Annotated in this window: 27 protein-coding genes; 8 read left to right on the plus strand and 19 right to left on the minus strand. The window is 68.2% G+C overall.

Translation table 11 applies throughout. The features are described 5' to 3' along the window. Positions 1–76: 76 nt before the first annotated feature. Both LDL49_RS03925 and LDL49_RS03930 read right to left on the minus strand, forming a co-directional pair. Positions 77–1,315, minus strand: coding sequence for an NAD(P)/FAD-dependent oxidoreductase (locus LDL49_RS03925; RefSeq protein ID WP_225289482.1), 1,239 nt, complete (start codon positions 1,313–1,315; stop codon positions 77–79). A gap of 97 nt (positions 1,316–1,412) precedes the next feature. Next, a complete protein-coding gene (locus tag LDL49_RS03930; protein WP_225289483.1) occupies positions 1,413–2,525 on the minus strand; it encodes a ferritin-like domain-containing protein in 1,113 nt (370 codons plus the stop codon). 86 nt (positions 2,526–2,611) lie between these two features. On the opposite strand from LDL49_RS03930, the gene LDL49_RS03935 reads away from it, so the two are divergent. Then, positions 2,612–3,262, plus strand: coding sequence for a TetR/AcrR family transcriptional regulator (locus LDL49_RS03935; RefSeq protein ID WP_225289484.1), 651 nt, complete (start codon positions 2,612–2,614; stop codon positions 3,260–3,262). Between the two features lie 19 nt (positions 3,263–3,281). Here the strand turns inward: LDL49_RS03935 and LDL49_RS03940 are convergent, their stop codons facing one another. Then, positions 3,282–3,851: an aggregation-promoting factor C-terminal-like domain-containing protein gene (locus LDL49_RS03940; protein ID WP_225289485.1), complete on the minus strand. Its 570-nt coding sequence runs from the start codon at positions 3,849–3,851 to the stop codon at positions 3,282–3,284. 339 nt (positions 3,852–4,190) lie between these two features. Next, complete coding sequence (locus LDL49_RS03945) at positions 4,191–4,613, minus strand: aggregation-promoting factor C-terminal-like domain-containing protein (RefSeq protein ID WP_308016062.1); 423 nt, start codon at positions 4,611–4,613, stop codon at positions 4,191–4,193. A 198-nt stretch (positions 4,614–4,811) separates the two neighbouring features. Between LDL49_RS03945 and LDL49_RS03950 the strand changes: the two genes are divergently transcribed. Beyond that, the gene (locus LDL49_RS03950) at positions 4,812–5,297 is read left to right on the plus strand and encodes a glutathione peroxidase (protein WP_225289486.1); all 486 of its coding nucleotides are present in this window, start codon (positions 4,812–4,814) and stop codon (positions 5,295–5,297) included. A gap of 128 nt (positions 5,298–5,425) precedes the next feature. On the opposite strand, the gene LDL49_RS03955 is transcribed toward LDL49_RS03950, so the two are convergent. After that, positions 5,426–6,502: a LacI family DNA-binding transcriptional regulator gene (locus tag LDL49_RS03955; RefSeq protein WP_225289487.1), complete on the minus strand. Its 1,077-nt coding sequence runs from the start codon at positions 6,500–6,502 to the stop codon at positions 5,426–5,428. Between the two features lie 171 nt (positions 6,503–6,673). Between LDL49_RS03955 and LDL49_RS03960 the strand changes: the two genes are divergently transcribed. Then, positions 6,674–7,891, plus strand: coding sequence for an ABC transporter ATP-binding protein (locus LDL49_RS03960; protein ID WP_225289488.1), 1,218 nt, complete (start codon positions 6,674–6,676; stop codon positions 7,889–7,891). A gap of 161 nt (positions 7,892–8,052) precedes the next feature. On the opposite strand, the gene LDL49_RS03965 is transcribed toward LDL49_RS03960, so the two are convergent. The 7 genes from LDL49_RS03965 to LDL49_RS03990 all read right to left on the minus strand — a co-directional run bounded on the left by LDL49_RS03965 (position 8,053) and on the right by LDL49_RS03990 (position 11,845). Continuing rightward, complete coding sequence (locus LDL49_RS03965; protein WP_225289489.1) at positions 8,053–8,802, minus strand: SDR family NAD(P)-dependent oxidoreductase; 750 nt, start codon at positions 8,800–8,802, stop codon at positions 8,053–8,055. 138 nt (positions 8,803–8,940) lie between these two features. Beyond that, positions 8,941–9,255: a hypothetical protein gene (locus tag LDL49_RS03970; protein WP_225289490.1), complete on the minus strand. Its 315-nt coding sequence runs from the start codon at positions 9,253–9,255 to the stop codon at positions 8,941–8,943. A 111-nt stretch (positions 9,256–9,366) separates the two neighbouring features. After that, positions 9,367–9,693 (minus strand): MerR family transcriptional regulator, encoded by a 327-nt coding sequence (locus tag LDL49_RS03975; protein WP_225289491.1) that lies wholly within the window; start codon positions 9,691–9,693, stop codon positions 9,367–9,369. A 107-nt stretch (positions 9,694–9,800) separates the two neighbouring features. Beyond that, complete coding sequence (locus LDL49_RS03980; protein WP_225289492.1) at positions 9,801–10,241, minus strand: Hsp20/alpha crystallin family protein; 441 nt, start codon at positions 10,239–10,241, stop codon at positions 9,801–9,803. A 139-nt stretch (positions 10,242–10,380) separates the two neighbouring features. Next, positions 10,381–10,512, minus strand: coding sequence for a hypothetical protein (locus LDL49_RS56620; RefSeq protein ID WP_263654472.1), 132 nt, complete (start codon positions 10,510–10,512; stop codon positions 10,381–10,383). A 144-nt stretch (positions 10,513–10,656) separates the two neighbouring features. Further along, positions 10,657–11,442: a neutral zinc metallopeptidase gene (locus LDL49_RS03985; protein WP_225289493.1), complete on the minus strand. Its 786-nt coding sequence runs from the start codon at positions 11,440–11,442 to the stop codon at positions 10,657–10,659. Between the two features lie 202 nt (positions 11,443–11,644). Then, positions 11,645–11,845 carry a hypothetical protein gene (locus LDL49_RS03990; protein ID WP_225289494.1) on the minus strand — a complete coding sequence of 67 codons (201 nt, stop codon included), beginning with the start codon at positions 11,843–11,845 and terminating at the stop codon, positions 11,645–11,647. Here LDL49_RS03990 and LDL49_RS03995 point away from each other — a divergent pair. Next, entirely contained in the window at positions 11,838–12,770 is a 933-nt protein-coding gene (locus LDL49_RS03995; RefSeq protein ID WP_225289495.1) for a trypsin-like serine peptidase, read from the plus strand. The genes LDL49_RS03990 and LDL49_RS03995 overlap by 8 nt on opposite strands. Positions 12,771–12,814: 44 nt before the next feature. Here the strand turns inward: LDL49_RS03995 and LDL49_RS04000 are convergent, their stop codons facing one another. Next, positions 12,815–13,000, minus strand: a complete 186-nt coding sequence (locus LDL49_RS04000; RefSeq protein WP_225289496.1) for a hypothetical protein — start codon at positions 12,998–13,000, stop codon at positions 12,815–12,817. A gap of 96 nt (positions 13,001–13,096) precedes the next feature. On the opposite strand from LDL49_RS04000, the gene LDL49_RS04005 reads away from it, so the two are divergent. After that, positions 13,097–13,411 carry a PQQ-dependent sugar dehydrogenase gene (locus LDL49_RS04005; protein WP_225289497.1) on the plus strand — a complete coding sequence of 105 codons (315 nt, stop codon included), beginning with the start codon at positions 13,097–13,099 and terminating at the stop codon, positions 13,409–13,411. Here the strand turns inward: LDL49_RS04005 and LDL49_RS04010 are convergent. Beyond that, positions 13,371–13,706: a carboxymuconolactone decarboxylase family protein gene (locus LDL49_RS04010; RefSeq protein WP_225289498.1), complete on the minus strand. Its 336-nt coding sequence runs from the start codon at positions 13,704–13,706 to the stop codon at positions 13,371–13,373. The genes LDL49_RS04005 and LDL49_RS04010 overlap by 41 nt on opposite strands. Before the next feature lie 262 nt (positions 13,707–13,968). Between LDL49_RS04010 and LDL49_RS04015 the strand changes: the two genes are divergently transcribed. Both LDL49_RS04015 and LDL49_RS04020 read left to right on the plus strand, forming a co-directional pair. Beyond that, positions 13,969–14,616, plus strand: a complete 648-nt coding sequence (locus LDL49_RS04015; RefSeq protein WP_225289499.1) for a hypothetical protein — start codon at positions 13,969–13,971, stop codon at positions 14,614–14,616. 10 nt (positions 14,617–14,626) lie between these two features. Next, the gene (locus LDL49_RS04020) at positions 14,627–17,611 is read left to right on the plus strand and encodes an AAA family ATPase (protein ID WP_225289500.1); all 2,985 of its coding nucleotides are present in this window, start codon (positions 14,627–14,629) and stop codon (positions 17,609–17,611) included. On the opposite strand, the gene LDL49_RS04025 is transcribed toward LDL49_RS04020, so the two are convergent. Then, positions 17,608–18,162 (minus strand): hemerythrin domain-containing protein, encoded by a 555-nt coding sequence (locus LDL49_RS04025; RefSeq protein ID WP_225289501.1) that lies wholly within the window; start codon positions 18,160–18,162, stop codon positions 17,608–17,610. The two genes, LDL49_RS04020 and LDL49_RS04025, sit on opposite strands and share 4 nt — an antisense overlap. Positions 18,163–18,367: 205 nt before the next feature. Here LDL49_RS04025 and glnII point away from each other — a divergent pair, with 205 nt between their 5' ends. Continuing rightward, positions 18,368–19,387, plus strand: a complete 1,020-nt coding sequence (gene glnII / locus LDL49_RS04030; protein ID WP_225289502.1) for a glutamine synthetase — start codon at positions 18,368–18,370, stop codon at positions 19,385–19,387. A 67-nt stretch (positions 19,388–19,454) separates the two neighbouring features. Here the strand turns inward: glnII and LDL49_RS04035 are convergent, their stop codons facing one another. The 4 genes from LDL49_RS04035 to LDL49_RS04050 form a co-directional block, all read right to left on the minus strand. Continuing rightward, positions 19,455–20,819, minus strand: coding sequence for a CehA/McbA family metallohydrolase (locus LDL49_RS04035; protein WP_225289503.1), 1,365 nt, complete (start codon positions 20,817–20,819; stop codon positions 19,455–19,457). Between the two features lie 107 nt (positions 20,820–20,926). Continuing rightward, complete coding sequence (locus tag LDL49_RS04040; RefSeq protein ID WP_225289504.1) at positions 20,927–22,462, minus strand: aldehyde dehydrogenase family protein; 1,536 nt, start codon at positions 22,460–22,462, stop codon at positions 20,927–20,929. A gap of 271 nt (positions 22,463–22,733) precedes the next feature. Beyond that, a complete protein-coding gene (locus tag LDL49_RS04045) occupies positions 22,734–23,030 on the minus strand; it encodes a hypothetical protein (RefSeq protein WP_225289505.1) in 297 nt (98 codons plus the stop codon). Between the two features lie 4 nt (positions 23,031–23,034). Next, on the minus strand, positions 23,035–23,262 hold the full coding sequence (locus LDL49_RS04050) for a hypothetical protein (RefSeq protein WP_225289506.1): 228 nt from the start codon (positions 23,260–23,262) through the stop codon (positions 23,035–23,037). Between the last annotated feature and the right edge of the window lie 19 nt (positions 23,263–23,281).

Consider the following 23,281-nt stretch of genomic DNA (forward strand, 5'->3'; position numbering starts at 1 on the left):
CCGCTCTTGATCGCTTTGCAGATTTATAGCAGCAGCGCCTCGATCGGGCTTAGCGGGCGTAACGAACTGATATCCGCTATTCGACGACGGTGGCCGCGCTGCGGCGCGGCCCCGCGTACCGCGTGAGGAAGCTGACCAGGACGCTCACCCGGTTGCGCCCGCCCAGCAGGTAGGTCACGTGCAGCCCGATCCAGGCCAGCCAGGCGAGCGGGCCGTGCATGGTCATGCCGTTGGACAGCTGCAGCACGGCCGACCCCCGGCCGACCGTGGCCATGATGCCGGGGTCGCTGTAGGAGAAGGGCGCCGCGGGACGGCCATGGGCCAGCGCCAGGATCTGCTTGCCCACGTGCTCGCCCATCTGGATGGCGGGCTGGGCGAGCTGCGGCAGCGGCTCGGGCGGCCCGGCCAGGTCGCCGGCGACGAAGATCTCGGGGTATGCCGCGACGTTGAGCGCCTGGGTGACCTCGATCCGGCCGCCCTTGCCCTGCGGCAGGCCCAGGTTCGACACCTCGGCGGGCGCGGCGACGCCGAGTGCCCATACGGTCACGTCGCTCGGCAGCCGGGTGCCGTCGCTCAGCACGACCGCGTCGGGCTCGACCGAGGCCACCGTGCTGCCGAGCCTCAGGCGCACGCCGCGCCTGCGCAGCGCGTTCGCGGCCGCGTCGCGCAGCCGCGGCTTGTAGGGGGCGAGCACGTAGTCGAACCGTTCGACCAGGGTGACGCTCGTCTGATCGGGTTTGATCTCCGGATAGGTCACCGGGAGCGTCCGCTGGCGCAGCTCGGCCATCGTGCCCGCGATCTCCACCCCGGTCGCGCCCGCGCCGACCACCACCGCGTGCGCGCTCTCGCGCTTGCCCTCCGCGACCTGCTGCAAGAGGCTCTGCAGCCGTTTACGCAGCACGATCGAGTCCTGGACCGAATAGATCGGGTAGCTGTTGTCCCGCGCGCCCTCGATGCCGTACCAGTTGGTGGTCACTCCGGTGGTGAGCACGAGGTAGTCGTAGTCGAGTGAGGTGCCGTCGTCGAACTCCACCCGCCGCTCGGCCGGGTGCAGCTTCGTCAGCGCGCCCCGCCGGGCCCGCGCCCGCCGATACTTGGCGGCGAACGCCCGCGTCGGGTACGTGATGTCCCCGGCGGCGAGCCCGGCCGTCGCCACCTGGTAGAGCAGCGGCTGGAAGGTGGAGTAGGGATGGCGGTCGACGAGCGTGACGCGCGCGCCGCCGCGGGCCAGTTCCCGGGTGGCTCTCAGCCCGGCGAAGCCCGCGCCCACGACGACGACATGCGGCCTGCTGGACCGTGCTGATTCCTGGACCATGGCGAGATGCCCCCTCCGGCGAATGCTCACAAGGTGCATATGGCACAGGAGGCAACACTTAAACCACTCGCCGGAGCTCTTGGGGGGTCGGCGACCGTCAGCCGGAGCCCATCTCGATGGTCGCGGCGACCTCGGCGTGCCGCTCGGCCTCCTCCTCGGCGAAGCGGGCCTCGTCGAGCTTGTCGGCGATGTCCTCGTCCTGCCGCATCAGCGCGTCGAGCGACTGGCCCGCCATCTCCAGCACGCCCATGTCCGCGTACGCCTGCTGCAACCGCGGGCTCCACAGCCCGATGTCCTTCACGCACGGCACGATCCGGCTGAACAGCAGCGACCGGAACAGCCGCAGATACTCCGAGTGCTCCGTGGCCACCTCCGCCTCTTCGACCTCCGCCTTCGACAGGCCCAGGTTCTCCCAGGTCTCCCGGCCCCTGAGCCGGTCGCGCATCAGGTAGCAGCCCTCGATGACGAAGTCCTCGCGCTCGCGCCGCTCGGCCTCGGATAAGTTCCCGTAGAAGTCGCGCAGCGCCATCCGGCCGAAGGCCACGTGCCTGGCCTCGTCCTGCATGACGTACGCGAGGATCTGCTTGGGCAGCGGCTTGGTGGTGATGTCGCGCATGACGCCGAACGCGGCCAGCGCCAGGCCCTCGATCAGCACCTGCATCCCCAGGTAGGGCATGTCCCACCGCGAGTCGCTGAGCGTCGAGTCGAGCAGCGACTTGAGGTGCTCGTTGATGGGGTAGGCCAGGCCCACCTTCTCCTGGAGGAAGCGGGCGTACGTCTCGGCGTGCCGGGCCTCGTCCATGGTCTGGGTGGCGGCGTAGAACTTGGCGTCGAGGTCGGGGACCGACTCCACGATCTTCGCCGAGCAGATCATCGCGCCCTGCTCACCGTGCAGGAACTGCGAGAACTGCCAGGCGGCGCCGTGCAGGCGGACGTCCTGGCGCTGCTTGTCGTCCATCCGGTGCCAGAGCGGCGTGTCGTAGATGGCGATCGTCTGGTCGGGGATGCCCAGCACGTTGTACGGGTCGACCTCGAGGTCCCAGTCGATGCGCTTGGTGGAGTCCCACTGCTTGTCCTTGCCCTTTTGGTACAGGGCCAGCATCCGATCCCTGCCGTCGTCGTACTCCCATGTGAACCTGGTGGCACCGGACATCTCCACGTCCCACGTGGAGAGCTCGGCCGGGATGGTGTAGAGATCGTGCGTCGACATGGGGTCCTCCGCAGGGGGGCTACGTACACCGTACGTCCACTGTCGAGGCTTGCACGTACGGCGTACGTACGTCAATAGAATGAGCTATGCCCACCGAGCCTCTCTCGCGGACCCGCATCGTCGCCGCGGCGATCGACCTCATCGAGCGTGAGGGGGCCGACGCGGTGTCCATGCGGCGCATCGCCGCGGACCTCGGCGTCGGCGTGATGTCGCTCTACAACCACGTGCCCAACAAGGACGCCCTGCTCAACGGCGTCGCCGAGGCGGTGCTCAGCCAGATCGAGTTCACCGACGACCCCGACGCCCACTGGACCGACCGGGTGCGGATGCAGGCCCGCGCCTTCCGCCAGATCGCGCACGGTCATCCGCGCTCCACGATGCTCGTCGTCAGCCGCCAGCTCCACTCCAACGCCGGGCTGTTGCCGGTCGAGCGGGCCCTGGCCACGCTGCGCAGCGCCGGGTTCGACGGGGTCGACGCGGTGCGGGTGCTGCGGATGTTCATCGCCTACATCGTGGGCTCGCTGCTGCGCGAGGTCGGGGTCACGCCGACGTTCGCCCCGCCGCGCCAGCACATGGTCAACCCGGACGACGTCGATCCCGCGCTGTTCCCCGAGGTGAACGCGCTGGCCCCGCTGCTGTCCAGCTGCGACCACGACGCCGACTTCGACTTCGGCGTCGAGCTGCTGATCCAGGCGATCACGGTGCTGCCGAAGCGGAAGAGGGAGGGCACCCGGTGATCCCGGATGCCCTCCTGTTCTAGTACCAGTTGTGCGCTCTGAAGTGGCCCCAGGCGCCGCACGGCTTGCCGTATCTGCCCTTGATGTAACCCAGGCCCCAGCGGATCTGCGTCTCAGGGTTGGACTTCCAGTCCTCGCCCGCTCCCCGCATCTTTCCTCCGGGGAGCGCCTGCGGGATGCCATAGGCGCCTGAGGAGCTGTTGTAGGCGTGGTGGTTCCAGTTGCTCTCTCTGGTCCAGAGGTTGTCCAGGCACTGGAACTCCTCGTAGGACCAGGCGCGCTGGACGACCTGGTTCAGGGCGATGCCCTTGTTCCGGCTCTTCGGCGCCTTGGCCTTGATCTTGATCTTCGGCCGCGCGGAGGTGGTCCAGGAACGGGTCTTGATCACGGGGGCGTGCCATGAGCCCTCGATGGGCCGGGGCTTGGGTATCCGCGGTGCTGCTCGCGGTGCGGTTATTCGCGGTTGGGCTGTTCGTGGTTGTGCGGTTCGCGGTCCGGCTTCGGCCCAGACGAGGGTCGAACTGCCGGTGACGGCCGTGAGCGTGGTCAGAGTGATGAACGTGTAGCGCAGGGCGCGGTTGCTGTCCATGTCGATCCTTGCTGCCAGGTCGCGTACGGACAGGCGCTCTCGCTTCCCCGGCGCCCTTGCCGGTCCGCGTCCGTGGCTCGGACGAGGAGGGTCCGCGCGGCCCCCCGGGCTTCCGTTGACACCCACATGCTGCTGGGCGGCCCGGAGGGCTCCACGACGTTTTCTCTAGCCGGTTTCTATTACGCACAGTCACCGTCAATCACTCTCGGTGATTGGCTTTGGGAAGACGCTGGCGTGATCGCTAGAGATATTTGGCAGGCTCGCAGGACCGCCATGGCGCGGCCCGTTCGCCCGTTGACCTGGTCTTTGGCAAAAACAGGGACGGGCTGGGGGTGTGGATCAGTACCAATGGTGGGACTGGAAATGCGCCCACGCGCGGCACGGGGAGCCGTATCGCTGCTTGATGTAGCCGAGGCCCCACGCGATCTGCGTGCGCGGGTTGGTGCGCCAGTCGCGGCCCTTGGTGGCCATCTTGTGGCCGGGCAGCGCCTGCGGGATGCCGTAGGCGCCCGAGCCGCTGCCGGCCCGGTGGTTCCATCCGCTCTCTCGGGACCAGAGGCGCACCAGGCAGCGGTACTGGGCCTTGGTCCAGCCGCGCTTGGCGACCATGTGCTTGGCGATCGCCTTGTTCTTATCGGTGGCGCGTTGCGTGCTTGCCTGGGAGCTGGTCTGGGAGCTCTGCGCCTGTGCGGCCGTCGCGCCGCCTGTCGCCACGAATGTGGCGGACAGGATCAAGGCGCTCGTACGGCGGAGCATGGGCATGCGGGTTCCCTTTCGATGGGTTCGGGGGACCGCGCCACCCTGCCCTATCCGCCCGATTTACCGCGAATTGACCATGAAAAAGTAGATCGTTGGCAAAGATCACCTTTTAGGGCTGTTCAGGGGAAATGTCGGAAAAATGTGGAGTGCATCACAAACCGGGAGAGGGGGCGTGAGAGGGGCGTTCTGTAGGGTCGGCTCATGAGTCTTCGTGACATTCCGGTCCGCACCCTCGCGGACGCCCCGACCACCCTCGCCGAGCTCGTCGGCGACAAGGCCGTGCTCATCGTGAACGTGGCCTCCAAGTGCGGCCTCACCCCGCAGTACACCGGCCTCGTCGAGCTGCAGCGGCAGTACGGCGAGCGCGGGTTCAGCGTGGTCGGCATGCCGTGCAACCAGTTCATGGGCCAGGAGCCCGGCTCGGCCGAGGAGATCCAGGAGTTCTGCGCCACCACGTACGGCGTGGACTTCCCGCTGCTGGAGAAGGCCGAGGTGAACGGGCCCGGCCGGCACCCGCTCTACGAGGAGCTGGTGGAGACGCCCGACGCGGACGGGGCGGGCGGCGACGTCCAGTGGAACTTCGAGAAGTTCCTCGTCGACCGCGACGGCGCCGTGGTCGCCCGCTTCCGCCCGGGCACCACCCCGGACGACCCGGCGGTCATCGCGGCGATCGAGAAGGTCGTCTAGACGGTCCGTTGTGGCTGATGTCCCGGGGGAGGGATGCCCCTTCGGGGGGAGCGGAAGAAGGCGGTCCGCCGTGGCTGGGGTGCCTCAAAAGAACAGACGCCCGGGGCGCCGGGTGGCGGCAGGGGCGGCTAGTGCAGAGGGCCGCAACTGCCGCGGACGATGAGTTCCGTCGGGAGCAGTACGCTCCGGGGCCGTCTGCTTCCCGCCCGCAGCACCAGCTCCGCCGCCCGGTAGCCGATGTCGCGGCCCGGCTGGGCGATCACGGTCAGCGGTGGGGAGCACAGCTCGGCCCACGGCACGTCGTCGTACATCACCAGCGACACGTCGCGCGGCACCCGCAGATCCAGCTCCCTGGCCGCCAGGACGGCCGCCTCGCCCAGTACGTTGCCGCCGGTCACCACGGCCGTCAGGTCGGGACGGCTCTGGAACAGCCCGGACGCGGCCGCGTAGGCCGAGTCGCGGCTGCCCGTGGCGAACACGACCAGTTCCTCGTCCACGGGCGCCCCCACCGCCTCGCGGAAGGCCGCCACCCGCCTGCCGTGCCCCGGGCCGCCGAGGAAGGCGATGCGCCGGTGGCCGAGCCCTCTCAGGTAGCGCACCGCCGTACGGATGCCGGCCCGGTCGTCCGCCAGCACGGCGGGGACGTCCAGCGGCCGGGCGCGCGAGGCGGGCGGCAGGCCGTCGAGCAGCATGAGGTCGGCGACGCCACGCGACGCGGAGTCCCTGTCCGACGGCGCGTCGAACGGCGCGTCGGACGGCAGCCGATCCGCGAAGACCACCGTCATGCCCGCCTTGATCGCCGGGGCCCACGTCTCGGCACCGCCCGACGGGACCGCGATCACCCGGTCCACGCTCTGCTCCAGCAGCATGCCGACCAGCTCGGCCTCCTGCTCGGGATCGTCGCCCGTCGAGCCGAGCACCACCGGCTCGCCCGCCGAGCGCGCGCAGGCCAGCACGCCCTCGGCCAGCTGGCCGTAAAAGGTGTCCGTGAGGTCGGGCACGAACAGTCCCATGCCGCCGGTGCGCCGCTGGCGGAGGTTGCGGCCGAGCGCGCTCGGCCGGTAGTCGAGGTGGGCGGCGACGGCCAGCACCCGCTCCCTCGTCTCCGGGCTGGCCGAGCCGCCGGACAGGACCCGGGACACGGTCGCGACGCCGACGCCCGCCGCCTCGGCCACATCCTTGATGGTCGCCCGCCTCGATTCCATGGAAACGATTCCATCATGCTTTCCGCCGCCCTGGAAGACCATGACACTGACATGCCCTGATCTCTTGACACACTTGTCCGTTTCGGGTGAGATGCTTGAAAACGTATCCATGCGAATGGGTACTCCCCGCACATCATCCGGGTCACCCGCCCGGGAGCGCGAAGGAATGTCATGGCATCCATCGTTCTGACCAATGTCGACAAGATCTACGCCGGTGGCGTTAAGGCTGTGAACGGGCTCAACCTTGAGATCAAGGATGGCGAGTTCATGGTGCTGGTCGGCCCATCCGGTTGCGGTAAGTCGACCGCGCTCCGGATGATCGCCGGTTTGGAGGACATCAGCGGTGGCGAGATCGCGATCGGCGAGAAGGTGGTCAACCACCTGCCGCCGAAGGACCGCGACATCGCCATGGTCTTCCAGAACTACGCGCTGTACCCGCACATGACGGTCGAGGAGAACCTCGCCTTCGGCCTCAAGCTTCGCAAGATGCCCAAGCCGGAGATCCAGAAGCGCGTCAACGAGGCCGCCAAGATGCTCGGCCTGGAGACGTACCTCAAGCGCAAGCCGGCCGCCCTGTCCGGTGGTCAGCGCCAGCGTGTCGCGATGGGCCGCGCCATCGTCCGCGAGCCCCAGGCGTTCCTCATGGACGAGCCGCTGTCGAACCTCGACGCCAAGCTCCGCGTCTCCATGCGCGCCTCGCTCAACACGCTGCACGAGCGTCTCGGCGTCACCACCGTCTACGTCACGCACGACCAGGTCGAGGCCATGACGCTGGGCGACCGCGTCTGCGTCCTGCGCGACGGCATCCTGCAGCAGGTCGACACGCCGCAGAACCTGTTCGACAAGCCGGTCAACCTGTTCGTCGCCGGCTTCATGGGCTCGCCCGCCATGAACTTCGTCACCGCCGAGCTGGTCCGCGACGGTGGCACCGCCGTCACGTTCGCCGACATCAAGCTGGAGATCCCGGAGTCGACGTTCAGCGACAAGCCGGGCCTCGACCAGTACATCGGCAAGCAGGTCATCCTCGGCATCCGCCCGTCCGACTTCGAGGACGCCGCTTCCGCCGGCCAGAACGCCAACGGCTGGGCCACGCTGGCCGTCAAGGCGGAGGTCACCGAGGAGCTCGGCTCCGAGATCAACGTCCTGTTCCTGATCGACGCCCCGCCGGTCGAGCACAAGGACACCGTCGCCGCCGCCGACACGGGCGACGACGAGGAGGCGGCGCTGCCGCTGCTGGGCGACAAGTCGCTGTGGACCGCCCGCGTGAACGCCCGCAGTCACGCCCGTCCCGGCTCGAGCCTCGACCTGGTGCTGGACACGCACAACCTGCACTTCTTCGACCCGACCTCCGGCCTGGCCATCGGCCACGAGGCGAACGTCGGCAAGTGATCTCCACCTGATCTCGGTAGTGAGCCCGCTCACGGCCGGACTGGGCGTGAGTCCCCCTCACACCCGCCTGGGTGCGACCACCTCGCACCCAGCCAGGGCCCCCACCGCGACCCCCTCCCGCGGTAGGGGCCCGCTTGCTTGTCCGACCTCGCACGGCCTCGTCAGCGGCCGAATTTCGCCGCCGTGCCGCTGACGATCGTACGAGGGACGAATCTGCCGATCGCCACGACCGCCTTGTAGCGCAGGTCCGGGATCGACACCCGCTTGCCCAGGGCCAGGTCGCGCATGGCCGCGTTGACCACGTTGTCGGCCTTCAGCCACAGGAAGCCGGGGATGTGGGAGGTGTCCATGTACGCCCGGTCGTGGAACTCCGTGCGTACGAAGCCGGGGCACAGGGCCATCACCTTGACGCGCGGATGGCCCAGCTCGGCCGCGGTCGCCTCGCTGAAGTTCACCACCCACGCCTTGGACGCGCTGTAGGTGCCGTGGACGAAGAACGCCGCGACGGAGGCCACGTTGATCACGGCGCCCCTGTCCCGCTCCCTCATCCCGGGCAGTGCGGCGAGGGTCAGCCTCAGCACGGCCTCACAGTGGACCTTGAGCATGCGGAGTTCGTCCTCGACCGGCACCTCCAGGAATCTGCCGGCGTGGCCGAAGCCGGCGTTGTTCACCAGGAGATCGACGCCGTCGCGCAGCCGCGCCTCGACCCGGGTGAGGCCGTCGTCGGTGGCGAGATCGGCGGGCAGCGACTCGACGCTGACGCCGTACCTGAGCTTGAGCTGGCCCGCGACCTCGCCCAGCCGGGCCTCGTCGCGAGCCACCAGGACCAGGCTGAACCCGTCGGCGGCCAGCCGGCGGGCGAAGGCGGCGCCGATGCCGGCGGTCGCGCCAGTGATCAATGCGGTAGGCATGGCAGCACCCTAACGCCTCTCCCGTCACCGCCTGGTGGGAGCGTATTGCCGTGGTGGGGATTCTCGAGTGGACTGACCGCAACCCGCTCTGGGTGGCCGACCGCATGGCGTTGCTGGATCACCTGACGCGCGGCCGGGTCATGCTCGGCGTGGGTTGCAGCTGCGGCCGTACAGCGACCCGATGTTCGAGGTGGCGGTCGCCGCGGTGGCGTCGCCGCCCGGCCCGCGCCTGGCCGGGCGCCACGGTCTCGGCCTGCTGTCGATCGGCGCCACGCTCACCGCCGACGGGTTCGACGCGTTGGCGCACCACTGGAACGTCATGGAGGAGCGCGCCGCGACATACGGGACCACCGTCGAGCGCGCCGCCTGGCGGCTGGTCGGCGTCATGCACGTCGCCGAGACTCGCGAGCAGGCCGTCCGGGACGTGGAGTACGGCATCTGTGTGATCGGCACCGTTGAGGACGCGAAGGCGCAGGTGCGGCGGCTGCTCGACCAGTCCGGCGGGTTCGGGGCTATGCTGTTGATGGCCCACGACTGGGCCAACCCGGCGGAGCGGGGCTCTGCTTACTTTTTCTCCGGGCGGGATTCGGCGTCCGCCAGGCGCCGGGCGAGTTCGTCGCGTTCGCGGGTGATCTGGGCGAGTTCGTGCTGTAGCTCGATGATGCGGCGGATGGCCGGCAGCGTCATGCCCTGGTCCATCATCGTCACCACTTCTTGGACGCGGCCGATCTCGTGGCGGCTGTAGCGACGCTGTCCGCCCGCCGAGCGCTGGGGGGAGACGACCTGGTTGTCGTCGATGCGGCGCAGGAACGCCTGCTGTACGTCCAGCATGTTCGCCACCTGGCCCACAGTGAAGAGGGCCGCGTGCTCGTCGTCCATGGGTAGTTTCATGACCGTTCCTCCTGTCGGAATGCGGCGGCCCCGCCCGGTGGCGCACGTAGGGGCCGTACCGGGGCGGGGCCGTAGCCTGGCCAGGTGCAGGGGCGCCGCGCGGGCGTTCAGCTCTTGATCGCCTTGTGCGACTCGGTGGTGCGCTGGATGGCCACCTTGCGCGGCTTGGCCTGCTCCAGCACCGGGATCCGCACCGCCAGCACGCCGTTGTTGTAGGCGGCCTCGATCGCGTTGGCGTCCAGGTGCTCGGAGAGGTAGACCCGGCGAGTGAAGGAGCCCATGACGCGCTCCCGGACGAACAGGCGCTCGTCCTGCTCGTACTCCTCCTCGCGTCGAGCGGTCACCGACAGGACGCCGCGGTCCACGGTGACCTCGATGGAGTCGGGGTCGACGCCGGGCAGGTCGAACCGCAGCACCACATCGTCGGCGCGGCGGAGTCCGTCCATCGGCATCGTCGCCCCGTTGCCCTGAGCGCTTGCTTGGCGGGCGAGGCGGTCGAACTGACGCTCGAACTCCTGGATGAACGGGTCGATCGACGTGAGCAGCATCGCGCTTCACCTCCGAAGACACCCGGGGGCTCCTCGGTCCCCCGGAATACCTATCCTCCGTCCAAGAGGAAACCTACAGCTGGAATTATAAGTTCCCTCCGGGTGGAGTTGTCAACTGGTTACCGCGGCGCGTCCTCGGTCACTTCTCGCCGCGACCGCTGCTGTGCTTGCCGCGTCCGCCTGCCCGCTGGTCCGGCCCCGGCTTTTCGGTCTCGAAGGACTTGCCCTCCTGCTCATCCTTTTCGTCGCGCTCACGCTCGTGCTTGCCCATGCCGGCCTCCTCGCCAGTATGTCGCTTAGGGTGATATTAAGACTACCTAGAGTCTCCGATGACCGTAATTCTCGGCGACGGACGGCCTGCATGGCGATCCGGCGACCGCGGTAGGGCGGTCGCCGGATGCCGATGGGAAAAGGGCTAGGCCACCTTGGAGGAGGGTGCCGCCCAGGTGTTGCACGAGCCCGGGTCGCCGGTGGCGAAGCCGCGCTTGCTCCAGGCGACGATGGTGGCCGTCTTGCCGTACCAGCGGGCCTCGCCGGGTGCGTCGCCATCCTGCATGCTCTGCAGGTAGTTCCAGTCCTTGGTGGTCCTGCCCTTCAGCGGCCAGACGCTCTTGATGAACGCGCCGGAGAGGCACTCGTTCTGGAGCGTGCTGCGCCGGCTCAGCTCGCGGTCCTCGGCTTTGCTATGGACCGACAGCACGTCAAAGGCGTCGGCGATCCCGACGAGCTTCTTGACGTGCCAGCCGTACATGTAGGAGACCGTGCTGAGCAGCCACATGTCGGACGGGTCCTTGAGCCACGACTTGCCGACCTGGAAGATCAGCGTGTTGGTGCGGCCGCAGTAGTAGGTCGTTGAGTCCTCGTTGTTCGTCTTCATGCCGCAGTACGTCTTCGGGAGCTTGTCCACATGCCGCACCTTGGGCTTGCTGAAGGGCAGGCCGGCGGCGGTGAGGTGCTGTTCCCAGGTGGTGTCGAGGCAGGCGACGATCGCGTCGATGTAGGCGCGGGCCAGCTTGCGGTCGTTGCGCTTGACCGGCGGCTCGTCACAGGTCGTGGCGGGCAGCGCGCCGGCCTCATAGAGGGGGTTGGCGATCAGCTTGGGGTGTTTGACGGGGTCGGCCGCCGTCGTCGCGGCGCTGGCCGTACCGGCTAAGGAGAGCATCGACGCGACGGTCAGCGTCATGATCGGAAATTTTCTCACGAGGGGTGACAATAGGGCCGCGGGCGTGTTTTCGCAGCATCAATACCTTTGTGGCTGCTCCTTCACACAGCGTCACTGGTGCAACAACACCGCTATTGACTCGCCCATCACCAGTACCGTCACAAATGCTATTTATTGTCGTGTGAAATGTTAGATATCAAAATCAGCGCCGTCATTCGAGCGTCGGCGAAAATTAATTCCCTTACCCCTTCACATTGAAGCGGCGACCTCTCAAGATGAAAAAGTTCGTCACAATCGCTTCATGGAAGGGAAGATTCATGAGTCCACGCTCAAGGCACGCCGCAATTGTCGCTTTTGCGACATTGTTGGCCGTCTCGGGGTTGAGCGCGACCGCGACGGCAGCACCTTCCCCTGCCGCATCCGCCACGGGGGCGGTGAACAAGTCCGACAGCAAGAGCATTCAGGCCCACTGGACCGCCGAACGCATGCGCGCGGCCACGCCGGAGCCGGTCGTCGCGGTCCCGGACAAAGCGGTGCCGGAGCAGGTCAAGAACGTCCTGCCCGCCCGCGCGGCCGAGGGATCGCTGCCGACCAGGAGGATCAGCCGTTCCGCCGGCCCGTCGACCGGTCTGCTCGCCGGCCAGCGGGCCGAGCGCTGGGGTCGCCAGGGCAGCATGCCCGCCCTCACGATCGGCAAGATCTACTACACCCGTAACGACAACAGCTCCGGCTACTGCACCGGCAGCGTGATCAACGCCGCCAACAAGAACACGGTCTGGACGTCCGGCCACTGCGTGCACGCGGGGAGCGGTGGCGCGTCCGGCTGGTTCCGCGACTTCATCTTCGTCCCCGACGCCGACAACGGTCTCGAGCCCCAGGGCCGCTGGACCTGGCGATACGCCAACACGACCAACGGCTGGTTCAACAACCACAACTGGAGTTACGACATCGCGGCCATCGCCTTCAACCCGCAGCCGGCCCGCGGCAACCTCCAGGACTGGCTCGGCTCTCAAGGCTACAAGTTCAACCAGGGCCAGGCGTGGACCGGCATCAACGCATTCGGTTTCCCGCAGGACGGTTACCAGCGCACCGACTTCACCGGCAACGACCTGTGGTACTGCTTCGGCAACGTCACCCGCGCCGGCTCGTCCGACGACCGCATGCACATGAACAACGACATGTTCCACGGCTCCAGTGGCGGCCCCTGGCTGCAGGACCTGCAAGTGAGCCGCGGCTGGGGCTACATCATCGGGGCCAACAGCCACCGGGACGTCGACGCCAACCAGAACCCGACCAGCATCGTCTACAAGTCGCCCTACCACGGTGACGGGGCTGTCAACGTTTATAACGATGTAACAGCCCACTAATCACGATAAAAGAGGCGAGGGGCTTAACGGCCCCTCGCTTTTCGTCATCCCGGACTGGCCTCATTCATGCGCTCCTTGGTCCAGTGGGACGCGATGTCCTGCGGAGCGCGCGTATTGTGGACGCCTGTCGCCGCCTCGTCGGAAGCGGGACCACGGAAAATCACGACCACCGTCACCGCCACCACGAGGGCGGCGGCGGCTGCCACAAGTGCGATGGCTTTACGCCTCATACCGCCATCGTACGACCAAGCGCCCCGATCGATGGGGCAGAGGGTTATGCGCGGTGATATGTCCCGGTTAGGGATGGGCGTGCGAGGATGGGCGGCGTGCACCGCGCCCTGGACCGAATGGGCGTACGACGGCACGAAGGCCACCCGCAGGCGGGACGTTCTGACCCAGGACAGCCCTATGCCAACCACAACGGCGGCCGGCTCGCCTTCGGCCCCGACGGCCTGCTCAACATCGCGCTGGGCGACGGGGGCAGCGGCGGAGACCCCCCACCCGCCGCGCCCGTGGACGAGCTGACCAAGGGCGCCAAGGTCGGGCAGGTCGAGCAGCTCTCGTCGTTCGGGGAGGGGCTCGACGGGGAGCTCTACGCGCTCAGCCGCCAAGGTCCCGTCTGTCGGATCGACCCCGCCTGACGGCTTCGATGAGGTCCTCGACCTGGTTGTTCAGCCGCGAGCCGCGCGTCCAGCCCGCGTAGTGGGTGAGGAAGACCACGGCCTCCCGCAGCTCGCTCTCGCTCAGCTCGCCCGCCCGCAACGCCGCGTCGAGCTGCACCTCCAGCTGGTCGTCGATGCCCTGCCCGACGAGCAGGCCGAGCAGGAGCAGGCGGCGCTCCTTGGCCGAGAGGACGCCGCGCGACCAGACGTCGGCGAACATCCGCTCCGCCGTCATGCCGAAGCTGTCCACTGTCTCCATGGCCGGTTCTGTCATTGTCCGCTCCGGGTAGCAGGGATCCCTCTATCTTTCGCTACTTTGCCGGTTGAACCAATGGGGGCACGCCAACGTAGTACGGGCATCGGCCCCCGCTCCGGGAGGATCTGTAACAACTGAAGACAAGGCCCGGCCAAGATTTGGTCAAGATTTATCACCGTACACTCGGCCTCATTCCGCATGAAAACGGGCACAACAACTCCGTTGGTCCGTAAAGCGGAGGTAAGCCCTGGTGAAAAAGACACGGGCTTGGATCGCGCTCATGACCGCGATCGTCATGCTGTCAGCGTGCGGGCAGCCGGATTTCACCTACGTACGTGACAGGGAAGGCACCACCTACTTCAAGGTGCCGTCCTCCTTCAGCCAGCTCAACGCCTATCCGATCGAGCTCTCCCTGTCGGGCGACCATCCGAACTCGGAGGCGGCCCGGCTGCGGCGCGAGCGGGTCTGGTCCACGGCCTTCGACCAGTCGGCGCAGCCGTCCGTCGCGCACCTGCTCAGCTCGACGGATCCGTTCATCTACGCCACCGTGCACAAGCTCACCGACGAGCAGCGGGACACGATGTCGCTGGATCGGCTGCGTGACTTCGTCCTGCCGGTGACCGCGCAGATCCGCGCGGTCTACCTGTCCAAGGCGACCGAGGCGGGGCGGCAGCCGCTGTTCAACCGGTTCGAGTCGATCAGCGATCAGATCCTCCAGCTGGACCGTGGTGCCAGGGGAGTGCGGGTTCGCTTCAACTACCAGATCGGCGGCGACGTCCAGACCTTCGACCACACCGCCATCCTCGACGAGCAGGGAGCCACGGTCTCCGTGATGCTCATCGGCTGCCAGGCGATCTGCTTCCGAGCGCGCGCGGCCGAGTTCGACAAGATCGAGCAAACCTTCAAGCTGCTCCGGCTGCCCGGATGAGGGAGCGTCATTGACCACGACCACGCATCACGGCGGGCTGCGCGCGCCCGGTAGCGGCCCCTCCGATCCCGAAGCCGTGACCAGGAAGAAGATGCGGTTCTGGGATCGCAGCAAGTTCCTCATCGGGCTGGTCCTCGCCTTCCTCGTGCTCACCTGGAAGGTGATGGCCGACTACGAGGGCATCGTGTCCTTCGGCGAGGCCATGTGGGTCATCGCGTACACCTACCAGTGGATCTTCTGGCTGCTGGGCGTCGAGGCGCTGCGGCAGCTCCACTTCTTCGTCAGCGAGCGGTGGTCGGCCTACCACCGCTTCTGGAGCCATCGCGTCTTCGGCGGGTTCGAGCGGTGGTCCCACCGGCGCTTCGACGACTGGACCAGGTATCGCTTCTCCCGCGCGGCGAAGATCATCTTCTGGGTGGTGCTGATCGCGCTGGTACTCGGCGCGGTGCTCGAAACCAGCCCGTTCCTCGCCCTGTTCAGCGCGCCCGCGCTGATCTGGAAGGCGATGCCGTTCCTGATCCAGATCGTGTTCCTGTTCTTCGTGGTCATCATCCAGTTCGTCGGCCTGTTCTGGTTCCTGTCCAGAGGCGGCGTCGAGACGTACTTCCCCGACGACATCAAGACCCGCTTCTCCGACGTCTGGGGACAGGACCACGTGGTCGAACGCGTCCAGGAGAACATCGTCTTCCTGGAACGACCCGACGAGATCGAGAAGCGCGGCGGGTACGTGCCCAGCGGCCTGCTGCTGTGGGGGCCGCCGGGCACCGGCAAGACGCTGATGGCCGAGGCGGTGGCCGGTGAGACTGGCAAGCCGTACGTGTTCGTCGACCCCGGCGCGTTCACGAACATGTTCATGGGCATCGGCATCCTCAAGGTCAAGACGCTCTTCAGGAAGCTGCGCAAGCTCGCGCTCAGGTACGGCGGGGTGATCGTCTTCTTCGACGAGGCCGACTCGCTCGGCAAGCGCGGCCGGCTCGCCCAGCAGGGCCCGCCGGGACAGGGCGGCGGCGGCTTCTCCGGCTGTCACGGTGCCACCTATCTGTCCGAGGAGACCCGCTCGGTGCTCGCCTTCCGCGCCCGGCGGGAGGTGGAGGAGCCGGAGACCCGCAACCGCTTCTTCATGGGCGGCGGCATGAACAGCGGCGACCCGGGCACCCTGCAGGCCCTGCTCACCGAGCTGTCCGGGCTCAAGAAGCCGCGCGGCTTCTTCAACCGCCTGGTCAGGCGGCTGCTCGGGATGCGGCCCAAGCCGCCGCCCAAGTTCCGCATCCTCGTCATGATGGCCACCAACCGGCCCGACGCGCTCGACGAGGCGCTGCTGCGGCCCGGCCGCATCGACCGCATCTACAAGGTCGGCTACCCCTCCAAAGCCGGACGGGTCCGCACGTACCAGGGCTATTTCGACAAGGTCGACCACGAGCTGACCGAGCAGCAGATCGACAAGCTCGCCACCATCACCCCGTACGCGACGGGCGCCACGATCAAGGACCTGGTGAACGAGTCGCTGATCACCGCGATCCGCGACGGCCGGGAGACCATCTCCTGGTCCGACGTCCTGCGGGCCAAGCGGCTCAAGCAACTCGGCCCGCCCGAGGACGTCGAGTACATCGAGCGGGAGCGGCACGCCGTGGCGGTGCACGAGGCATGCCACGCCGTGGTGGCCTACGTGACCCGCTTCCACCTGGAGATCGACATCGCCACGATCGAGAAGGGCGCCGACTACCTGGGCATGGTCGCCTCGATCAAGCCCGAGGACCAGTTCACCCGGTGGAAGTCCGAATACGAGGCCGACATCATGGTCTCGCTCGCCTCCCTGGCGGGGGAGCGGATGTTCTTCGGCGAGGACAACTCCTCCGGCGTCTCCAGCGACCTGCACTCGGCCACGTTCCTGACGGCGCTCATGGAGTCGTACTGGGGGATGGGCTCGGGCGTCACCTCCCTTCCCGCGCTGCAGGAGCTGGAGATCCACGGCGGCAAGGCGATGCCACGGCGCGGCGGTGGCGGCCCCATCGGCATCACCGAGCGGGAGCCGAGCCGGAGCCAGGCCGAGCTGGCGCCCGACGTGCTGGGCGAGCGGATCGAGTTCAACCTGGTCCGGCTGCTGGAGAAGACCGAGCGGCTGCTGGAGGAGCATCGCCGGGACGTGCTCTGCCTCGCGCACGCGCTGGAGACGCACAAGACGCTCAACGGCGACGACGTGGTGGCGATCATCGAGCGGGCGACCGGGCCGCTCATCGACGGCACGATCTACGCCTCCGACGAGCTGTACGGGGAGTTGGAGGAGTACCACCGGGACGCGGCCAGAGCGCACAAGGAGCACAGCCGGATCGAGCGCGACCTGCCTGGGCAGGTGGAGGAGCCTGCCTACCAGCCCAACGGCCAGACTGCTGGCCGGCCGGGCGGGCCGGCCCTTCAACCTGGGCCGGTCCTTCAGCCCGGGCCGGTTCTTCACCCCGGCCAGGTCCTTCAGCCCGGGCCGGTCGCGGCCGTCCAGCCCGCGAGCCCGGCCGCCGAGCCCGTCGTGGTGACCGCCGAGCTCGTCGCCGAGCCGGGGCGGCCGGAGTTCGTCGCCGAGCCGGGCCGGCCGGAGTTCGTGCCGTGGGCGCCCGAGCCCGCGCCCGTCTACGCGGCGCTGTCGCCCCTGCCGGTCGAACCGCCGCCACCCAGGCGCCGGGTGTGGGTCGTCGTCGCCAGCCTGCTGGCGCTCGTCGTGCTGGCGCTCCTCACCGGCCTGGCCCTGACGGGCGCGGCCCCGGTCGCCGGGCTGGCCTCGCCCGGACTGCTGCTCGTCCTGTTCGTCGTCGTGGTGGCGGTGATCGTGGGCGCCGGCCTGGCGCTCATCGCCATCAAGGCCGTACGAGCGGCGCAGGCCAAGGCGGAACACGAACGCGACCAGGCCCACGCCAGGGCACAACTGCTGGCCGCCGCGATGGACCCCGACACGGCCATGCGGCTGCTCGGCTACGACGGCAGGGAAACGGACAGGAGGCCCTAAACGCGTATGTCGAGCCGGCCGATCGGCTCGACCAGCTCCTCCTCCTCGTAGGCGAAGTGCGAGGACAGGACGGCGGCCAGTCGCTCGGCCTCGGCCCGTACCCGGTCGAGGCCGGTGTCGCCGGCCACCAGGTCCACGCACGCCTGGTCGAGCCGGGTCAGCAGCCCGGCGATGACCTCGTGCTCCTCCTTGAGCTTGTCGATCACCGGCCCGAGCGAGCCGTCGCGCTCGAGTATCGCCGGGTACATGGCCTCGTCCTCGATCGTGTGATGCACGGTCAGCAGCCGGCAGAACGTCGCGCAGAACGCGCCCAGCGTCCAGTAGTTCTGGCGCATGGTCAGCTGGTTGATCACCGAGCGCAGGGCGGCCGCGTCCAGGGCGCCCGCGGCGACCTGGTCGAGCGCGTCCAGGACCTGCCGCATCTCCTGACGGTAGCCGTCGTGCACGTCGATCAGGTGCCGCCCGAGCTGCCGCTGTCCCGGCGTGAGCGCCTCCGGATCGTGCTTGTGGCCGCGTGGCCTGCGTGCCTCATCGAGGTCGGTCACTACCACCGGCGCTCCAGCCCGGCGGCCGCCGGCGCAAGGAAGGCGCCGGACCACAGGTCGTACATGAAGATCCCCCTATTTTCTCATGAATGATCTTATGGCGCGGTGGACTCTCGGTACTGATTAACACGACGTTCACATTCGGGCAAAAAGCGGGAAACGGTTGACCGCAAGACTCGGCGTGGCTGTGAGACACCCTGAAAGGACCGACGTGAGCTACAAGGCTGAGTACATCTGGATCGACGGCACCGAGCCCACCGCCCTGCTGCGCTCGAAGACCAGAATCCTGGCTGACGGAGCCGAGCCGCCGGTCTGGGGTTTCGACGGTTCCAGCACGAACCAGGCCGAGGGTCACTCCTCGGACCGCGTGCTCCGTCCGGTCTTCACCTGTCCTGACCCGATCCGCGGTGGCTCCAGCGTGCTGGTCCTGTGTGAGGTCGAGGAGATCGACGGCGCGCCGCACAAGAGCAACACCCGCGCCCTGCTCCGCCCGATCGCCGAGCAGTTCGCCGACCAGGACTCCTGGTTCGGCATCGAGCAGGAATACACCTTCTTCAAGGGCAGCCGCCCGCTGGGCTTCCCCGAGGGCGGCTTCCCCGCCCCGCAGGGCCCCTACTACTGTGGCGTGGGCGCCGACGCGATCTTCGGCCGCGAGATCGTCGAGCTCCACCTCGACCGCTGCCTCGCGGCCGGCCTCGCGATCTCCGGCATCAACGCCGAGGTCATGCCAGGCCAGTGGGAGTTCCAGGTGGGCCCGGCCGGTCCGCTGGAGGTCTCCGACCACATGTGGATCGCCCGCTGGCTGCTCTACCGCACGGCTGAGGAGTTCGGCGTGGAGGCCACGCTCGACGCCAAGCCCGCCCGTGGCGACTGGAACGGCGCCGGCGCGCACACCAACTTCTCCACCAAGGCGATGCGCGAGGGCTACGAGCCCATCATCACCGCCTGCGAGGCCCTCGGCGAGGGCGACAAGCCGATGGAGCACATCACCCAGTACGGCGTGGGCATCGAGAGCCGCCTGACCGGCGCCCACGAGACCGCCCCGTGGAACAAGTACAGCTACGGCGTCTCCAACCGCGGCGCCTCCGTACGCATCCCGTGGCAGGTCGAGGTGGAGAAGAAGGGCTACATCGAGGACCGCCGCCCCAACGCCAACGTCGACCCGTACGTGGTCACCCGCCTGCTGGTCAACACCTGCTGCTCGGCCCTGGAAAAGGCCGGCCAGGTCTGATCCTCCCGGTAATACGTGAAGAGGAACGCGGGCACCCCCGATATGGGGCCCGCGTTCCTCCGTTTTCTCACGCCAGGCGGGACTGGTAGACCCTGCGGGCCTCCTCCACGACCGCCAGGTAGTCGGCGCACACCCGGTCCCTGACGAGCTCTTCGAGCAGTTCCAGCCAGCGCAGGCAGAACGTCACGTCCTCTTCCCTGGCCACCCGGCGGCCCTCGACGTCGAGGTAGACCGGGCTCGTGTGCGCCCGTACCTGGCCGCCGCCCTCGGCGACCGCCACCACATAGGTCGGCCAGATCACCGTCAGCTCCGCCGCCACCTCACCGGGCGGGCCCGCGGCCAGCTCGCCGTCGGCGGTCAGCAGCCGTACGTTCTCCACCAGCGGCCCGATCACCCGCCCGATGACCCGCACCCTGCTGCCGGGAGCCAGGTCGAGGGTGGCGCCGGGGCCCTGGCCCTCGATGGACAGCTCAAGAAACGGGCCGGTCGTGGCGAACGTGCGGCCGCACCGTACGGCGTCGGCGTAGGACTCGGCGGTCAGCCGTCCGGCCACGTGCGCGTAGGTGCGTTCGCGTCCGATCGGCCCGAGCCGGTGGGCCGTACCGGCGACGGCGGCGACGCGGTTGCCCGCGCCGATCAGCCGGCGGTAGGCGCGGTCCGAGCCGATCGCCGAGCAGAAGCTGTCGACCAGGCCGAGCGCCGCGTCGACCACCGACAGCCGCGCGTCGTAGCGCGGATCGCCGGCGCCGACGAGCTGCTCGGGCGTCTCGACCGGACCGCGGAAGGCGTTGGCGTAGCCGATGAGCGCGCCCCGTTCGCGCAGCTTGCGGACGTTGTCGTAGCCCTCTTCGGGGCCGAGCGCGTGGTGGGCGAGATCCACCCTGGCCACGTGCGTCTCGTCCGACCACGGCAGATCGCGCCCGGACCATCGTTCGACGGCGTCCTGGTCGCCCGGCAGCAGGTTGACCACGTGCAGGTCCTCGCCGTGCTGCGAGTCGGCCACCCACTGGGACGACCGGGTGAGGGGGACGTGCAGGTCGGCGCCGTACCAGCCGCGGGCCGCCGCGTCGTAGATGCGCCGCGGCGTCAGCTCGACCAGCGTCTCGCCGTCGCCCGGCACGAGGGTCGTCTCCGCCCAGCCGTACTCCATGCCTCGGGCCGCCCTGACCGTCAGCGGTTCGTGGGGGACGTGGAGCACCAGGTCGTCGCCGTGGAAGTACGGCAGGCCGTCGAGGTCGCGGGCCGGCGGGGTGTTGCGCGGGAACCAGCCCTTGCCGTCGGTGCTCCACACACTCCAGCGGCAGGGGAAGCCTGCCCGCAGCCGGATCGTCCGTTGCGCGGTCTGTTGAGCAGCCCGTTGGGTAGCCCGCGCCTTGGTCGACGGCGCCGGGGTGGTCGGCGCCTCGATTAACGGTGTCGGATCGTCACGCATCGGCTTCTCCCTGTAATCGAAGGCGCCGTTATCGTGACACGGCCATCACCCGCCGGAAAGCCGGTGCTTCCCGGCGGGGTGGTTTTCTTCCCTCAAGGTAGAAGGACCTAGAGCCGGAAGCTCATATCCGGCGCGATGTCCACGACGTCCATCTGGGCCTTCTGCAGGTGACCGGAGTGGTCCCAGTTCATCGCCTGCCAGCGGGTGAACTGGTCGAGCACCCACATGCCGGACTGGCGGCTGCCGTTGCCGGACTTGCCGTTGCCGCCGAAGGGCAGGTGCGCCTCGGCGCCGGACGTCGAGTTGTTGACGCTGACCATGCCGGCGGAGATGCCCTCGCGGAACTTCCACGCGTGCCGGGCGTCGGTGGTGTAGATCGAGCTGGACAGGCCGTAGCCGGGCAGATTGGCCAGCTCGATGGCCTCGTCGATCGTCTCGAAGGTCGTCACGCCCACGATGGGCCCGAACGTCTCCTCCAGGAACAGCTGGTCGGTCGCCTTGACGCCATCGACCACCACGGGGTGGTAGAAGAGGCCGCCGTCACCGGTGAAGTCTTGGCGCGGGGCCTGGTCAGTGATTTTCCCGATATTTCCTGACACCACGCGGTGGTGGGGCTGGATCCAGGTCAGGTACTCCTCGTACCGATCCGCGAACTTCTGGTCCAGCAGCGGGCCCGCCAGCACGTCCTGCTCCGGGTCACCGATCTTGGCGTTCTGTACGGCCTGGGCGAACCGCTCGACGAACTCATCGTGCACGCTCTCATGCACGATGACCGTGCCCAGGCTGGTGCAGCGCTGGCCGGCCGTACCGAAGCCGGAGAACAGCGCCCCCTCGACGGCCAGATCGAGATCGGCGTCCGGCATGATCACCATCGGGTTCTTCCCGCCCAGCTCCAGGCAGGCCGCCTGCAGATGCCGCCCGGTGAGCTCCCCGATCTTCCTGCCGACCTCGCTGGACCCGGTGAACCCGACCTTGTGCACCGTGCCTTCTTCCAGCGCCAGCTCCAGCCCCTGGAAGGTCTGGACGCCGTCGGCGAACACGATGTTCAGCACCCCGTCGGGCAGCCCCGCGGCGGCGAACAGCTGGTACATCGCGTGCGCGGAGGCCGCCGCGTACTCGGCCGGCTTCCACACCACGGCATTGCCGCAGAGCAGCGCCGGAACCAGATACCAGGACGGCACCGCGACCGGGAAGTTGCCGGCGGTGATCACCGCCGCCACGCCTACCGGGTTGCGGAAGGTGAAAAGCTTCTTGTCCGGCATCTCCGACGGCACGGTCTGCCCGTACAGCCTGCGGCCCTCGCCGAGGAAGAAGTCACACGTGTCAACGATCTCCCGCACCTCGCCCAGGGCTTCGGCGTACGGCTTGCCGATCTCCTGGGTGACCAGGTGGGCCAGCGCCTCGGCATTGGCCTCGACCAGCCGCCCGATCGACGCGATCACCCGCCCCCGCACCGGAGCCGGCACCTTGGCCCACTCCCGCTGCGCGTCCTTGGCGGTGCGGCAGGCGTCGGCGAACGTCTGGGCATCGACCAGGCCGACGCGGGCGACGACCTCGGCGATGCGTGCGGGGTTGGTCGATTCGTACGTGTCGGTGCCGGCGGCATCCTTGCCACCCACAACGGAGACGATCTGACGGGTCACCGGAGCCTCCTCATTTGGTCCTCAGCCACAGCCCATCATCCCTCAAGCACGGACTTCGCTGCGCTCAGGCTGTTCCCCCTGCTCACAAGCATGGGCTCCGCTTGCGCTCAGACTGTGCTCATTGGGGCTCCGCCCCGGCGAGGGGCCCCGGCCCCTCGCGCTCCCCGGGGGTTGACCGTCTGGGGCCAGGAAGTGCCTGGCAAGGTCGTCAGCACTCCTTTGACCGGCGGGCCCAGTCGCTGAGCTACCGCAGTTGATCGGCGACCAGGCTTCATCGAGCTTGCCCCAGCAGGATGCGCGACCACAGTTGTGTCGCTGCGGGGGCACGCAGCCAATCGCTTTGATGTTCGAGCACGCCATCGCGGCGGTAGAAGCGCCGGACGAACATCAAGCCGCCCGCCTGACACAACTCGTAGACGATCTGTTGGCACTCGCAGGTGTAGTCGCAGACGCGCACCCGTGTGGTGCGTTCATGGCATTCCTGCCAGGCCACGCGCCTGTAGCCAGGTTGCACCGCCGCTGCGTGAAGCCCGTGGTATTCGTCATCGAGCTGGGCCAGATTCGCCATGGGATTATGCCTCGTCGCCGGACGGAAGGGCGATCTCCTGTTGCCGTCGCAACTCCTGGACCAGGGCGGCGTCATCATCGGCACACACCGTCTGTGCCATCCCGGCATTCACCTGCACGTTGGTCAGGGGGACTCCGCGCCGTGTGGCGTACCAGGATCCGAGGCCGTTATCGGCCGTACTGCGCCAGATCACCCAGCTCGGGTATTGGGCTGCGAGTTCATGAAGTGTCACGGGCCTGCCTTGCTTAAGA

The sequence above is a fragment of the Nonomuraea aurantiaca genome, assembly GCF_020215705.1.
Taxonomy (GTDB): domain Bacteria; phylum Actinomycetota; class Actinomycetes; order Streptosporangiales; family Streptosporangiaceae; genus Nonomuraea; species Nonomuraea aurantiaca.

Excerpts from the sequence above, each read along its gene's own strand:
- LDL49_RS03925 (WP_225289482.1), bottom strand. The coding sequence starts at position 1,315 with ATGGTCCAGGAATCAGCACGGTCCAGCAGGCCGCATGTCGTCGTCGTG.
- LDL49_RS03930 (WP_225289483.1), bottom strand. The coding sequence starts at position 2,525 with ATGTCGACGCACGATCTCTACACCATCCCGGCCGAGCTCTCCACGTGG.
- LDL49_RS03935 (WP_225289484.1), top strand. The coding sequence starts at position 2,612 with ATGCCCACCGAGCCTCTCTCGCGGACCCGCATCGTCGCCGCGGCGATC.
- LDL49_RS03940 (WP_225289485.1), bottom strand. The coding sequence starts at position 3,851 with ATGGACAGCAACCGCGCCCTGCGCTACACGTTCATCACTCTGACCACG.
- LDL49_RS03945 (WP_308016062.1), bottom strand. The coding sequence starts at position 4,613 with ATGCCCATGCTCCGCCGTACGAGCGCCTTGATCCTGTCCGCCACATTC.
- LDL49_RS03950 (WP_225289486.1), top strand. The coding sequence starts at position 4,812 with ATGAGTCTTCGTGACATTCCGGTCCGCACCCTCGCGGACGCCCCGACC.
- LDL49_RS03955 (WP_225289487.1), bottom strand. The coding sequence starts at position 6,502 with ATGGAATCGAGGCGGGCGACCATCAAGGATGTGGCCGAGGCGGCGGGC.
- LDL49_RS03960 (WP_225289488.1), top strand. The coding sequence starts at position 6,674 with ATGGCATCCATCGTTCTGACCAATGTCGACAAGATCTACGCCGGTGGC.
- LDL49_RS03965 (WP_225289489.1), bottom strand. The coding sequence starts at position 8,802 with ATGCCTACCGCATTGATCACTGGCGCGACCGCCGGCATCGGCGCCGCC.
- LDL49_RS03975 (WP_225289491.1), bottom strand. The coding sequence starts at position 9,693 with ATGAAACTACCCATGGACGACGAGCACGCGGCCCTCTTCACTGTGGGC.
- LDL49_RS03980 (WP_225289492.1), bottom strand. The coding sequence starts at position 10,241 with ATGCTGCTCACGTCGATCGACCCGTTCATCCAGGAGTTCGAGCGTCAG.
- LDL49_RS56620 (WP_263654472.1), bottom strand. The coding sequence starts at position 10,512 with ATGGGCAAGCACGAGCGTGAGCGCGACGAAAAGGATGAGCAGGAGGGC.
- LDL49_RS04000 (WP_225289496.1), bottom strand. The coding sequence starts at position 13,000 with ATGAGGCGTAAAGCCATCGCACTTGTGGCAGCCGCCGCCGCCCTCGTG.
- LDL49_RS04010 (WP_225289498.1), bottom strand. The coding sequence starts at position 13,706 with ATGACAGAACCGGCCATGGAGACAGTGGACAGCTTCGGCATGACGGCG.
- LDL49_RS04015 (WP_225289499.1), top strand. The coding sequence starts at position 13,969 with ATGACCGCGATCGTCATGCTGTCAGCGTGCGGGCAGCCGGATTTCACC.
- LDL49_RS04035 (WP_225289503.1), bottom strand. The coding sequence starts at position 20,819 with ATGCGTGACGATCCGACACCGTTAATCGAGGCGCCGACCACCCCGGCG.
- LDL49_RS04045 (WP_225289505.1), bottom strand. The coding sequence starts at position 23,030 with ATGGCGAATCTGGCCCAGCTCGATGACGAATACCACGGGCTTCACGCA.